We start from the raw sequence: 12,821 nt of genomic DNA, 5'->3' as shown, positions 1-12,821 counted from the left end.
CTCATGTCCATTTTCGCCGCACACGAGCGCATCGTGACCACCTTGCCCAGCCATACGCTGAGCGACCTGACCGACTTGCCGCGGGTCGGCTTTCGCGGTCGCGACAGTGCCCAGTTTCTACAGGCGCGCGGCTTCAGCCTGCCGGACCGGCCCAACCGCTGCGTCACCCAGGAGGATGGCAGCCAGGTTGTCAGCCTCTCGGCCAGCGAGTACCTGCTGTTGGGCAGTCCCGGGGACCAAGGCCAGCGTATTGCCGATGAGGAAGCCCGCTGGGAACTCGACCATCACGCCAACTACCTGCTGCCACGCCAGGACAGCCATGCCTGGCTGCAACTCAGTGGCGAGCGGATACCCGAGGTGATGGCAAAAATCTGCGGGGTCGACCTGCGCCCACAGGCCTTCGGACCGGGGGCCGTGGCGCAGACCTCGGCGGCGCGGATCAACGTGATCGTGATCAATCCTCCGGCGGCCGAGTTGGCGACCTTCCATATCCTCTTCGACCGGGCGTCACTCGACTATTTCCGGGATGCGCTGCTCGATGCCCTGGCGGAATTCGGGGTACAGGGCTAGGCAAGGGCCTCGCTTCAACTGGGGGGACGGCCCTTCCCCGCGACACGCCTCACGGCAGCGCGTTTCAGCGCTGCTGCGAGGCAAAGCGGCCCTTGCCCGCCTGCTTCGCTTCGTACATTCGGCTATCGGCCTCGCGCAACAACTGCGTCGCGGTTCTCGGATCATCGCGCCGGAACACCGCAATCCCGATGCTCACCCCCACCTGCACGCTGGCCGCACCGATCAGCACCGGCTCATTGATCAATTGAATCAGTTTGCAGGCCAATTGCTCCGCGTCCTGGGTGCCACCGAACTGGCCCTCGACCACGGCGGTAAATTCATCGCCCGCCAACCGAAACACCGCATCCGTCTCGCGCAGGCAGGTCTTCAGTTTCTCGGCCACGACCTGCAGCAACCGGTCGCCGATTTCATGGCCGAAGGTATCGTTCACCGCCTTGAAGCCATCCAGGTCAAGAAACAGCACCCCCAGGGGCACGGCGGTTCTGCGTGCCCTGGCCATCGCATTGGGCAGGTATTCGAGCAAGGAGCGGCGGTTTGGCAAGCCGGTCAGGGTATCGGTCAAGGCCTCTTTCTCACGGCGTTCGGCCATGGCCTTGCGTTCACTGATGTCATGCAGGAAAACACTGAAAAAGCGCTGCCCATCGATTTCGACAGGGCTGATCCGCACCTCGACGGGAAACACCATACCGTCACGCCGTAGCGCCGATATCTCCAGGCGCTGGCGCAGCGCCTCATCATCGCCGGTGAGGAGATACTGCCGCCACGCGGTCAGACGAGCCTCGTGCATGGCCGTGGGGATAACCAGCTTCTCCAATGACTGGCCCAGTGCTTCGTCACGGGACCAACCGAAGGTCGTTTCGGCCATGCGGTTCCAGGCCCGTATCGCCCCCGACTCATCGATACTCACGTAGGCATCGCTGGCGTGCTCCAACACCGCCGACAGCTCCGCCTCGCGCTGCCTGAGCTCACGATCGGCGTGCAGCCGCTGGAGCATCGTATGAGAGAGCATTTCATTGGCCCGCAGCAGTTCCGCGGTACGTTCCTCGACGCGCTGTTCCAGGCTGTGCCGCAACGCCTGCAGGGACGCCTCGGTTTCCTTGCGTCGCTGGATGTTCTGGACCGTCGCGATGTAGTACTCCAGGTCACCGTTCACCGACAACAGCTTGGCCACATGCAGGTCGACCCAGACAGAGGTGCCGTCCTTGTGCCGGTACCTTTTCTCCAACTGGTAACGATCGATTTCGCCGCAGGTCAGCTGGCGCAACAGCTTCAAGTCACTGTCCAGGTCGTCAGGGTGAGTGATGTCCTGGAAACTCAGGTTCATGAGTTCGTCGGCTTCGTAGCCGACGATGGAGCAGAACGCACTGTTGAGACTGAGAAAACGCCCATTGCCCGCGACCGCCGCGATGCCCGTGGGCGCCAGGGCAAAGGCGGTTTTCAGGCGTGCCTCGCTGGCCGCGAAGGCCGCCGCGGAGCGGGTGATATGCGAGCGGGACAGCAGCGCGGCCTCGCGCATCTGGAATTCCCGGCTGACCAAACCGGCAAAATCCTCGAGGATCTGACGCGACTCATCGTTGAACGTCCGGGCCTTGCAATCCATCGCACAGAGCGTACCCAGCGCATAACCCTCGATGGAGCGGATCGGCGTTCCCGCGTAGAAACGGATACGCGGATGGCTGGTCACCAGCGAACTGGACGAAAAGCGTGGATCACTCAGCGCGTCGAGGACCACCATCGTCCGCTCTTGCTCTATGGCAATGGTGCAGAAGGAGATATCCCGGGGGGTCTGCCTGACGTCCATACCGACCCGGGACTTGAACCACTGACGGTCGCTGTCGACCAGCGAGATCAGCGCAATCGGCACCTCAAGCGTAGTGGCCAGCAACCGCGTGAGGCGATCAAAAACCGGCTCCGCCGCGGTGTCGAGCACCTCCAGGGCATGCAACAGCTTTAAACGTCCAGCTTCGGTGTGGTGCAAAATGGACGACCTCTCTCAGCTGATTCGCCTGCCTTCTCTCTTCCATGTCGAGCATAGTGCAGTGATTCGCTCTGGGCGTGTATCGGAGCCGTTGGCCACGGTCAGCACGGCTGGATGCTGACAGCATATGCCATTCTGGGTGGGCTTCAAGAAGGGGATCGTATTAGACTGGCCCTGCTGATAAGTGTGGGCCGCTTGTCAAATGATCAAAGGATGCGCACGGTGAGTCGTACCAACCCTATCTGCCTGATGGCGAGCTATAACCAGTGGATGAACGCCAAGGTCTATGAGTCGGCCAGGGGCTTGCCCGAAGAGGAACTCGGCGCCGACAGAAAAGCCTTTTTCGGCTCGATTCTCGGGACGTTGAACCACCTGACGGCCGGGGACACGGTTTGGCTGCAGCGATTCGCCCAACACCCGGCGCAGTACCTGGTCCTGGAGCCGATTCGACAATTGCCCACGCCCGAGCGCCTTGACTCGTTGCTGTTCTCCAGCTTTCAGGCGCTTGCGGCGCATCGAATCTGGCTCGACCAAATCATTATTGAATGGGCGCAGTCAGTGACCGAGTCGGACCTGGATCATCCCCTGCATTACACCAGCATGCAGGGGGTAGCGGCTGACAGGAACTTTTACAGCCTGATCATGCATTTCTTCAACCACCAGACCCATCACCGCGGCCAAGTCACCACCCTGCTTTCACAAGCGGGTATCGACGTGGGCGCCACGGATCTGGTGGTGCTCATTCCTGACGAGCCCCTGCTGTAATCCAAGCACCTTTATTTGCTGGTTGAGCTAGCGGCCTGGCTCAAGCCTTTGTCGTTGTGATCTCCCGGCGTAGTGTCCGAGATCGCCGTGGCCTTCGACAGCCCCCGCGTTGTCTTGGAGTGGGCGACACTCGACGTTGCGACTCCGTGACCACGATCGGTTTTGTGGGCGCGGCCAAGGTGCGTGCCACTCACACCATGATCACGAACAGCCTTGCCGTCATGATCGGTTTTGTGGGCGCGGCCAAGATGCGTGCCACTCACACCATGATCACGAACAGCCTTGCCGTCATGATCGGTTTCCTGGCCTTCAGCCAGGCCTTGCCCGCGGCCATCGCTCTTGGCACCGGCCGAGTGACCACCGCTCTCTCCGCCATGCCCGCCGTTGCCATTACCATTACCGCCGGCACCACCACCACCACCCTCCTTGGCATAGGCAGACGCCATGATGGACAGCTCGGCTGGCAACAACGGCGCGGCCGCCAGCATCATGGCGCAAGACAGGGCGGCAAACAGGGTTTTCTTTTTAATACGCATAATGGCTTCCATAAAAGTGGGTCTTTGCGTTAATTCAGACACACTTGGTTACACGTCGTTCAAAACCCAGCGACAAACGGAAGCCCCTATGCGTTCTTATAACGTGGATGAGAAGCCCTCTCTTTAGCCAATCCTGCAAGGCAGCGCAGTGCCAGCATGGCCCCATGCAAAAGCAGACTAATTCAAAGCGCCACTAAGCACTTCGTAGATGATCCCGCTGGCGATCGACACCAGAATCAAGTCTGTCCCCGCCTGCTGCCACTCATAGCCTTCATAGTAAGGAAGCTGCCCTAACAGTCGACCGTCCAGTTTTTTCGCGATGCCAGGCGGCAGAGGTTTTCCGCGAGCCAGTTTTTTCTGGATACCCGGCGGCAGTGCTGGCCCAGGACGCCAGTAATCGCGGTATCCGCCAATAACGCCGAGGACACCGCCGCGATCAACGCTCGGACCGTGAGCCCACTCACCGCCAGCGGATTTTTTGCCTTTGCCATGGCCATGACCATGACCATGACCGTCTTGATTGTCCTGGTCCTGGAAGTCTTGCGAAAAACCCTTGCCGTTTCCCTGGCCGTTGCCGTTACCCGGATCAGCCAAAGCGGTAGCAGAGCCGGCTACCAGGGCGAAACAAGTCAGTACCGCCATGAACGAGCGAGATTTGAACATATCTGTTTTCCCAGAAAGGGGAACATCCCCCACTGCAATGTAGACGGCATTGGACAAGGAAGTTCCACTGAAACAGCCGCCATGGGCCGTGAAGGTGTGCGCAAATTCAGCTCAATGACGCAGCAATTTGCGCAGCGGCACACCGTCCTTGAGCACGGGAGACTTGATGACGATGTAACTGAAGTATTTGGAGATCCCGATGTTCTTGTCCAACAGGCTCTCTATCACCTCCTGGTAATGCTGGATACTGCGGGTCATGAAGCGCACCAGGTAATCATAACCACCGCTGATCAAATGGCACTCGAGCACTTCGTCCACCAAGCGGATATTGGACTCGAACTTGGCGAAATCCTCGCGCTTGTGGTCGCTCAGGGTGACTTCGGTGAAGACCGTGACCGAATCGGTGATCTTCGCCAGGTTCAGGTGTGCCTTGTAGCTGGAAATGTACCCGGCCGACTCCAGCCGTTTGACCCGTTGCAGGCAGGGGCTGGCCGACAACCCCACGGCATCGGCCAGGCTCACGTTGGTCATGCGCCCATCTTTTTGCAGTTCAACCAAAATGCTGATGTCGATCCGGTCCAGTTTCACTAAACCTTCCATTGCCTACCTCTTGACTGCCATTTGTAAGACAATCTTCTAGCAAAATCAGCGCCGTAAAGACAGCTGATGCTGCGCTACCAGATCCGCCATGCTGTTGATGCAGTAATCCGCGGCGCAGGGCGAGGGGTGTTTTACCTGGCCGCGACAGATCAGGCACACGTCGCGGGTCGCCGGACGGCCGGCCGCCGGCCGGGTCACTTGCAGGATGTGCCGGACCTCAAGCTCGTGGGTCTTCAACCATTCTGGATCGAGCAAAGGATCGCAGGCCAATGAAATGAAATCATCGGGCGTGATCCCCAGCCGCTCACAGAGCAGCCCTCGGTCTTCTGTATCGCGGTCGCCCCGCACCAGCAAGCGATAGAATTTGCGCAGGTACAACATCGCCCCCGGCGCGTCCTCGAACAGCGACCAGCTGGCAGCCGAACGGGCAAAACTCATACCCTCCTCCCAACTGGCTTTCAGCCCCCAGCGTTCGGCCAGCTGGCGATGGGCGAAACACAGCAAGCCACTAAAGCCCAGTTCACCGAACCGAGGATAAAGCGCACGCACGACCTCGGCGTACTCAGCCAACACCTGTTCCTTGTCGGAGTGACCGCCCCGGCTGTCGAGCAACGGTTGCAATGCCGCCCAGACTCCCGAATCGCGATCGACCAGGACCTCGTCGCAATCAATGAGCAGCGCCCGATATTCAGTCAGTCCCATGGTGTGCAAAGCCTCCGATGATGCATTTCATCTATCCATGCTCCATAAACGCTCACGGCCGATGCCTGGCGGCACCGCCCCGAGCGGGCACCAGCTCAGTTCAAGACGCGTGCCAATGCGCCGTCGAGAATCCGCAACGCTTCGTCGACCTGTGCTTCAGTGGTCACCAACGGCGCGAGGAAACGTAGAACGTTACGGTAGACACCACATTTGATCACCAGCAAACCGCCATTGCGGGCCTCATCGATCAACCGCTGGTTCAACTCGGCGTCCGGAGTACGAGCCTCGTCATCCTTGATCAGCTCGAGCGCCAACATGAAGCCGCTGCCGCGCACGTCGCCGATTTGCGCGTGACGCGCCTGCAAACTTAGCAGTCCCTGGCGCAAACGCTCGCCCAGTGCTTCGCCGCGGGCCAGCAAGTGCTCCTGCTCATAGGCGTCGATCACCGCCAGTGCCGCAGCGCAGGACAACGCATTACCGCCGTAGGTGCCACCCAGGCCGCCTGGCAACGGCGCGTCCATGATCGCCGCCTTACCGACCACACCCGATAGCGGCAAGCCACCCGCCAGGCTCTTGGCGACCGTCACCAGATCCGGCTGGATCCCGGCATGCTGGAAACCGAACCACTTGCCGGTACGGCCGAAACCGGTCTGGATTTCATCGAGGATCAACACGATGCCGTGCTTTTCAGTCAGGGCACGCAGTGCCTGAAGAAACTCCACCGGTGCCGAAAGGAACCCGCCGTCACCCTGTACGGGCTCGATGATGATGGCGGCGACCCGCTCCGCTGCCACCTGAGTGGCCAACAACTCGTCGAGCGCCTTGAGCGCCATATCGCTACTGATGCCGCGATAGGCATTCGGGTACGGGGTATGGAACACCTCCGGCGCGAACGGTCCGAAGTTCTGCTTGTAAGGCTGGCTCATGCCGGTCAGGGTAGTACCGAGCAAGGTGCGACCGTGGAAGCCGCCGCGAAAGGCGATAACGGCCGAACGGTTGGTGTGGGCACGGGCGATCTTGATCGCGTTTTCCACGGCTTCGGCGCCCGAGGTGAAGAACGCCGCTTTATACGCTTCCTGGCCACCAATCATTTCGCACAGGCGTTGGGCCAAGTCGAGATAGGGCTTGTAGGCAACCACCTGGAAACAGGCGTGGGAGACTTTTTGCAATTGGGCCTGCACGGCAGCGACCACCTTGGGGTGATTGTGACCGATATTGAGCACGCCAATACCGCCGACGAAGTCCAGGTAGCGCTTGCCGTCCACGTCCCACAGTTCGGCACCCTGGGCGCGATCGATCACCAACGGGTGAGCGGTAACCAGGCCACGTGGCACGAATTGATCGCGCTGACGGAGCAAATGAGGGGTTGGGTCGACTTGGCTATTCATGGCAGTTCCCATCGTGAGTCCGGCAACCGGGGGGTGGTTGCGATGGTGTTCAGGTTAAGCCTTGCGCGAAACGATCTACGCCGAACTTGCGCCCTGAGAAATTCGGATCAACTGTTTTCACCCTGCCAAACGGCAGATTCCTTCAGCACGTCGAATCTGCCGGAGCATCGCCAATAGAACATCGTGCAAGCTGTTTAACCCGGTGCTTTCGACAGATCCTGCGCTGGCACTACGCGATGATGGAGAGCCCCTTCAGCCGTTCAGGAAATGCCCATGGCCCTGCTGTATAAAGCTGACCCCGTACGCGGCGAACAGTGGAAAGCGCTGTTTGCCGAACACGCCCCGGATATCGAATGGCGCGCCTGGCCGGACATCGGCGACCCCGCGGACATCGAGTACCTGGCCGCCTGGCAGGCGCCCGACGATCTCGAGGCTTTGCTGCCCAATCTTAAAGTGCTGTTCGCCCTGTCCGCCGGGGTCGATCAACTGGACCTCGGTCGCTTGCCGATCAGTTTGCCGCTGGTGCGCCTGCTGGATCCGGGCATCACCCGTGGCATGTGCGAGTACGCCAGTTTTGCCGTGCTGAGCCTGCATCGAGACATGCTCCATTATCGCCAGCAGCAAACGGCTCGCCGCTGGCAGGCGCACTTGCTGCAACCGGCGAGCAAGCGTCGGATCGGTATCATGGGGCTCGGGACTCAGGCCCGGCAGATTCTGGCGACCTTGCAGCCCCTGGGGTTTGCGTTGTCGGGGTGGGCCCGCAATGTCCATCAGGTGCCTGGCGTGGAGTGCTACGCCGGCAACGAGCAACTGCCAGCGTTCCTGAGCCAGTGCGATATTTTATTGTGCGTGCTACCGCTGACCGAACAGACCCGGGGCATTCTCGACGGCAACCTATTCCGGCAACTGCCTCAGGGCGCGGCGCTGATCAACATGGGCCGCGGCGGGCATCTGGTGGAAAGCGATCTGCTGGCGGCCCTGGACAGCGGACAACTCAGCGGCGCGGTCATCGACGTGCTGCAGCAAGAGCCGGCCCCCGTGGATCATCCGTTCTGGCACCATCCAAAGATTCTGCTGACCCCGCACATCGCGGCCATGACCCAGCCGGAAAGTGCGTTCGGGGTATTGCTGGAGAATATTCGGCGACACCAGCGTGGAGAACCGATGGTCGGTGAGATCGATCGCAGCCAGGGTTATTGAATGGTGTACCACAACGCCCTCTGCGTACATCTGAAATGACCTCACCGCGAATGGTAGATACGGCAGATTATCCCTTGCCGACTTGAATAACGGCATATTCCGTCTGGGACGTTTTGTTAACTTAATCAGATGACAGTACCTCCCCGCCCTGCTATTCGCAGCGCCTATTACCGCCCCAGGGAGCCCGTTGGATGACAACACAATCTTCGAATAGCTTCAGCGTTGATCCGCAAACAACTCACAAGTTTTATATCAACGGCTGTTGGTCTTCCCCCGCAAGCCCGGCCAGTTTGCCGGTGGTCAATCCGGCAAGTGAAGAGATTGTCGCCGAGGTCGCGCGCGGCTCGGCCGAGGATGTTGATCGGGCAGTAGCCGCAGCGCGCGCGGCATTTGCCGGTTGGTCCAGGTCCTCGGCAGAGTCGCGCGGGCTTGTCCTTGGAAAGATCTACGATCTCATCCTTGAGCGAAAAGAGCTGTTCGCGCAGGCACTGTCTCTCGAAATGGGTGCAGCGATTGGTTTCGCTCGGGCAATGCAAGTGCCGCTCGCGGCCGAACACGTTCGGGTCGCGCGCGATCTGCTGTCCAGCTATCGTTTCCAGACGGTTGAGGGCGGCACCGCGATTGAACGCGAACCCATCGGCGTCTGCGCGCTGATCACTCCGTGGAACTGGCCGCTTTATCAAATCACCGCGAAAGTCGCCCCGGCTATTGCCGCCGGGTGCACCGTGGTTTTGAAACCCAGTGAGCTTTCGCCGCTGAGCGCCCTTCTTTTTGCACAACTGGTCCATGACGCGGGCCTGCCACCGGGTGTCTTCAACCTGGTCAACGGCAGTGGTCCGGAGGTCGGCGCAGCCATGGCGGCGCATCCCGATATCGATATGATTTCAATTACCGGTTCAAATCGCGCCGGCGCCCTGGTTGCACAGGCGGCGGCCGACACGGTGAAACGTGTCACACAGGAGCTGGGAGGCAAGTCCCCGAATCTTCTGCTTCCCGACGCCGACTTCGGTAAAGCCGTGCCGCTGGGCGTGATGTCCGCGTTTCGCAACGTCGGACAATCCTGTAGCGCGCCGACAAGAATGATCGTTCCAAGGGACCGGCTGGCCGAGGTCGAAGCCCTGGCTGCGGCAACCGCCAATGCAATCATCGTCGGTGACCCACAATCGGAAGAAACGGTATTGGGGCCCATTGCCAACGAGGCCCAGTTCAATCGCGTGCAAAGCATGATCAAGGTGGGCCTTGATGAAGGTGCGAAACTCGTTTGCGGTGGCCCAGGGCGTGTGCCGGGCTTTGCAAAGGGTTTTTACACCCGACCGACTGTTTTCTCCGAGGTGGACAGTGCAATGCGAATCGCCCAAGAGGAAATTTTTGGTCCCGTGTTGTGCATCATTGCCTATGAGACGGTCGATGAGGCGGTCGCTATCGCAAACGACACGGTATATGGGCTGGGCGCCCATGTTCAGGCCCAGGACCTTGATCTTGCACGTGCGGTGGCCTCTCGTATTCGCGCGGGACAAGTGCATCTGAACTACCCCGCCTGGAATCCATTGGCTCCGTTCGGCGGGTATAAGCGATCGGGTAATGGTCGTGAATACGGTGTCTACGGCTTTGAAGAGTACCTGGAAACCAAAGCCATCATCGGCTTTGGCACAGCACCAGATCGCCCTTCGCGGACATAGAACGCTTGATCGAGCCAATCGGGCGGCTCCTCGCAGCCGCCCTCTGGTGACCTCGGCTCAAAGCGCGGCGACGATGGCCATACCGACATCCTGGGTCGAGCCCTGCCCTCCCAGGTCGGGGGTCATCGGACCCTCGGCGATAACCCGCTCGATGGCCTTGAGAATACCGTCATGTGCCGCGCGATAATGCTCATCGCCGTTACCCAGGAAATCCAGCATCAACGCCCCGGACCAGATCATCGCAATCGGGTTGGCGATGTTCTGCCCGTAGATGTCCGGCGCCGAGCCATGCACCGGTTCGAACAGCGACGGAAAGCGTCGCTCGGGATCAAGGTTGGCCGACGGCGCGATGCCGATGGTACCGGCGCAGGCCGGGCCGAGATCGGAAAGAATGTCGCCGAACAGGTTCGACGCCACTACCACATCAAAACGGTCCGGTTGCAGCACGAAGCGTGCGCACAGAATGTCGATGTGCTGTTTGTCCCAGCTGACGTCCGGGTACTGCTTGGCCATCAAGGCGGTCCTCTCGTCCCAATAGGGCATGCTGATGGAAATGCCGTTGGACTTGGTCGCCGCCGTCAGGCGTTTGCGCGGCCGGCTCTGGGCCAGGTCGAAGGCGAACTTGAGAATCCGGTCCACACCACGCCGGGTGAACACCGACTCCTGCAACACGAACTCATGCTCGGTGCCCTCGAACATCTTGCCGCCGATCGAGGAGTACTCGCCCTCGGTGTTCTCGCGGATCACCACGAAGTCGATGTCCCCCGGCTTGCGCCCGGCCAGGGGGCACGGCACACCTGGAAACAGGCGCACCGGGCGGATGTTCACGTACTGGTCGAAGTCCCGACGGAACTTGAGCAGCGACCCCCACAGGGAAATATGGTCCGGCACCTTGTCCGGCCAACCCACGGCACCGAAATAGATCGCGTCAAAGCCCTTGAGTTGTTCGAACCAGTCGTCGGGCATCATCTGCCCGTGTTCCAGGTAGTAATCGCAGTGGGCCCAGTCGAGCACTTCGATGCTCAAGTCCAGCTGCCATTTCTTCGCGGCCTGCTCCAGTACCCGCAGCCCTTCCGGCAGGACTTCCTTGCCGATGCCATCGCCGGCAATCGCGGCGATTCTGAATGCCTTGCTCATCAATCCTGCCTCGCAAAATGTCTGTGCCATTGTCGGGCGGGTTACAGCCCACCGATGTGGAAGGCTTTGACTTCCAGGTATTCGTCCAGGCCGTACTTGCTGCCTTCACGGCCCAGGCCCGACTGTTTGATGCCGCCAAACGGGGCGACTTCCATGGAAATGATCCCGGTGTTGAGACCGACCATGCCGAACTCCAGCGCCTCGCCGAAACGCCAGGAGCGACGCAGGTCCTGGGTAAAATAATAGGCGCCCAGACCGTAAGGCGTGGCATTGGCCAGCGCGAGCGCTTCGGCCTCAAAGGTAAAACGCATCAGCGGCGCCACCGGACCGAAGGTTTCTTCGTTGGCCAGCAGCATGCCCGCGTGGGCTTCGCCGAGCACCGTCGGCTGGACAAACTGACTGTCACCCGCGGGAATCTCGCCGCAGAGCAAACGCGCGCCCTGGCTCAAGGCATCATCGATATGTCGAGCGACTTTGCTGACGGCGGCGGCATTGATCAGCGGGCCGATCGTGACATCGGCATCCAGGCCGTTACCAACCTTGAGCTTGCCCACCTCCTCCACCAGCCGCTGGGCAAAACGCTCGTAAATGCCGTCCTGCACCAGAATGCGATTGGCGCAGACGCAGGTCTGGCCGGCGTTGCGAAACTTGCTGAGCATGATGCCGCTCACCGCCTGCTCCAGGTCGGCGTCGTCGAACACAATGAACGGCGCGTTGCCGCCCAGTTCCAGGCTCAAGCGCTTGATGTGTTCGGCACTCTGGCGCATCAGCAGCCGGCCGACGGCGGTGGAGCCGGTGAAGGAGATCTTCCGTACGCTCGGGTTGGCGGTCAGCTCTTCGCCGATCCCCGCGGGCATCCCGGTCAGCACATTGAACACCCCGGGCGGAATCCCGACCCGCTCGGCCAGCACCGCCAGGGCCAGGGCTGACAGGGGTGTCAGGTCCGAGGGTTTGACGATGATCGGGCAACCCGCTGCCAGCGCGGGGGCGCATTTGCGGGTGATCATCGCGTTGGGAAAGTTCCATGGGGTGATCGCGGCGCACACGCCCACGGGTTGCTTGAGGGTCAGCAGCCGACGATCGCCGCTGGGAGCCGGCATGGTTTCACCATAAACCCGCCGGGCTTCCTCGGCGAACCATTTGACGAAACCGGCGCCGTAGCGAATTTCGCCCTTGGCTTCGTTCAACGGTTTGCCCTGCTCGCAGGTCATGATCAGCGCCAGGTCGTCGAGGTTGTCGAGCATGGCCTGATACCAGCGCTCCAGCAGCGCCGCTCGCTCGGCCGCCGGGCGGGCGCGCCACGCCGGCCAGGCGCGTTCGGCCGCTTCGATGGCGCGACGGGTTTCCGGGCCTTGCATCGCCGGTACGCGGGCGAGCAACTGGCCACTGGCCGGGTCGCTGACGTCCAGGGTCGCGGCGTTGTCGGCGCCGATCCACTGCCCATCAACGTAGGCCAGTTCTGCCAAAAGGCTGGGGTCTTTCAAACGATTCTTGAGCATGGTCGAGGTCCTGATCCGAGACACACTCCAGTCTAGGGAGGTGCCACGGACGAGGATGCTGAAAGCGTCTTGAGGGCAGTGTCGGATGCTGAAATTGGTAGCAG

Annotated in this window: 12 protein-coding genes; 4 read left to right on the top strand and 8 right to left on the bottom strand. The window is 60.8% G+C overall.

The window, feature by feature from the left end; translation table 11 throughout:
• Positions 1-3 precede the first annotated feature (3 nt).
• A complete protein-coding gene (locus AC07VG_RS11440; protein ID WP_495021100.1) occupies positions 4-570 on the top strand; it encodes a sarcosine oxidase subunit gamma in 567 nt (188 codons plus the stop codon).
• A 64-nt stretch (positions 571-634) separates the two neighbouring features.
• On the opposite strand, the gene AC07VG_RS11435 is transcribed toward AC07VG_RS11440, so the two are convergent.
• Positions 635-2,548 carry a sensor domain-containing diguanylate cyclase gene (locus tag AC07VG_RS11435; protein ID WP_495021099.1) on the bottom strand — a complete coding sequence of 638 codons (1,914 nt, stop codon included), beginning with the start codon at positions 2,546-2,548 and terminating at the stop codon, positions 635-637.
• A gap of 222 nt (positions 2,549-2,770) precedes the next feature.
• On the opposite strand from AC07VG_RS11435, the gene AC07VG_RS11430 reads away from it, so the two are divergent.
• Positions 2,771-3,313: a DinB family protein gene (locus tag AC07VG_RS11430; protein ID WP_495021098.1), complete on the top strand. Its 543-nt coding sequence runs from the start codon at positions 2,771-2,773 to the stop codon at positions 3,311-3,313.
• Between the two features lie 11 nt (positions 3,314-3,324).
• Here AC07VG_RS11430 and AC07VG_RS11425 read toward each other — a convergent pair whose 3' ends face one another.
• The 5 genes from AC07VG_RS11425 to gabT form a co-directional block, all read right to left on the bottom strand.
• Positions 3,325-3,849 carry a hypothetical protein gene (locus tag AC07VG_RS11425; protein WP_495021125.1) on the bottom strand — a complete coding sequence of 175 codons (525 nt, stop codon included), beginning with the start codon at positions 3,847-3,849 and terminating at the stop codon, positions 3,325-3,327.
• A gap of 177 nt (positions 3,850-4,026) precedes the next feature.
• Positions 4,027-4,512, bottom strand: coding sequence for an anti-virulence regulator CigR family protein (locus tag AC07VG_RS11420; RefSeq protein WP_495021124.1), 486 nt, complete (start codon positions 4,510-4,512; stop codon positions 4,027-4,029).
• A gap of 111 nt (positions 4,513-4,623) precedes the next feature.
• Positions 4,624-5,112, bottom strand: coding sequence for an Lrp/AsnC family transcriptional regulator (locus AC07VG_RS11415; RefSeq protein ID WP_100943735.1), 489 nt, complete (start codon positions 5,110-5,112; stop codon positions 4,624-4,626).
• Positions 5,113-5,157: 45 nt separating this feature from the next.
• Positions 5,158-5,814 (bottom strand): HAD family hydrolase, encoded by a 657-nt coding sequence (locus AC07VG_RS11410; protein WP_495001644.1) that lies wholly within the window; start codon positions 5,812-5,814, stop codon positions 5,158-5,160.
• A 95-nt stretch (positions 5,815-5,909) separates the two neighbouring features.
• On the bottom strand, positions 5,910-7,202 hold the full coding sequence (gene gabT, locus AC07VG_RS11405; protein WP_495001643.1) for a 4-aminobutyrate--2-oxoglutarate transaminase: 1,293 nt from the start codon (positions 7,200-7,202) through the stop codon (positions 5,910-5,912).
• 273 nt (positions 7,203-7,475) lie between these two features.
• Here gabT and AC07VG_RS11400 point away from each other — a divergent pair, with 273 nt between their 5' ends.
• Positions 7,476-8,402 (top strand): 2-hydroxyacid dehydrogenase, encoded by a 927-nt coding sequence (locus AC07VG_RS11400; protein WP_495001642.1) that lies wholly within the window; start codon positions 7,476-7,478, stop codon positions 8,400-8,402.
• Positions 8,403-8,593: 191 nt separating this feature from the next.
• Positions 8,594-10,081, top strand: a complete 1,488-nt coding sequence (locus AC07VG_RS11395; protein WP_495001641.1) for an aldehyde dehydrogenase family protein — start codon at positions 8,594-8,596, stop codon at positions 10,079-10,081.
• 57 nt (positions 10,082-10,138) lie between these two features.
• Here the strand turns inward: AC07VG_RS11395 and AC07VG_RS11390 are convergent, their stop codons facing one another.
• A complete protein-coding gene (locus AC07VG_RS11390) occupies positions 10,139-11,218 on the bottom strand; it encodes a tartrate dehydrogenase (RefSeq protein WP_495001640.1) in 1,080 nt (359 codons plus the stop codon).
• Positions 11,219-11,259: 41 nt separating this feature from the next.
• On the bottom strand, positions 11,260-12,717 hold the full coding sequence (locus AC07VG_RS11385; protein ID WP_495001639.1) for an NAD-dependent succinate-semialdehyde dehydrogenase: 1,458 nt from the start codon (positions 12,715-12,717) through the stop codon (positions 11,260-11,262).
• Positions 12,718-12,821 lie beyond the last annotated feature (104 nt).

The organism is Pseudomonas sp. GW821-FHT03C07 (genome assembly GCF_059420925.1).
Note: the sequence above shows the minus strand (reverse complement) of the source record. Positions and strands in the feature narration are given on the sequence as shown.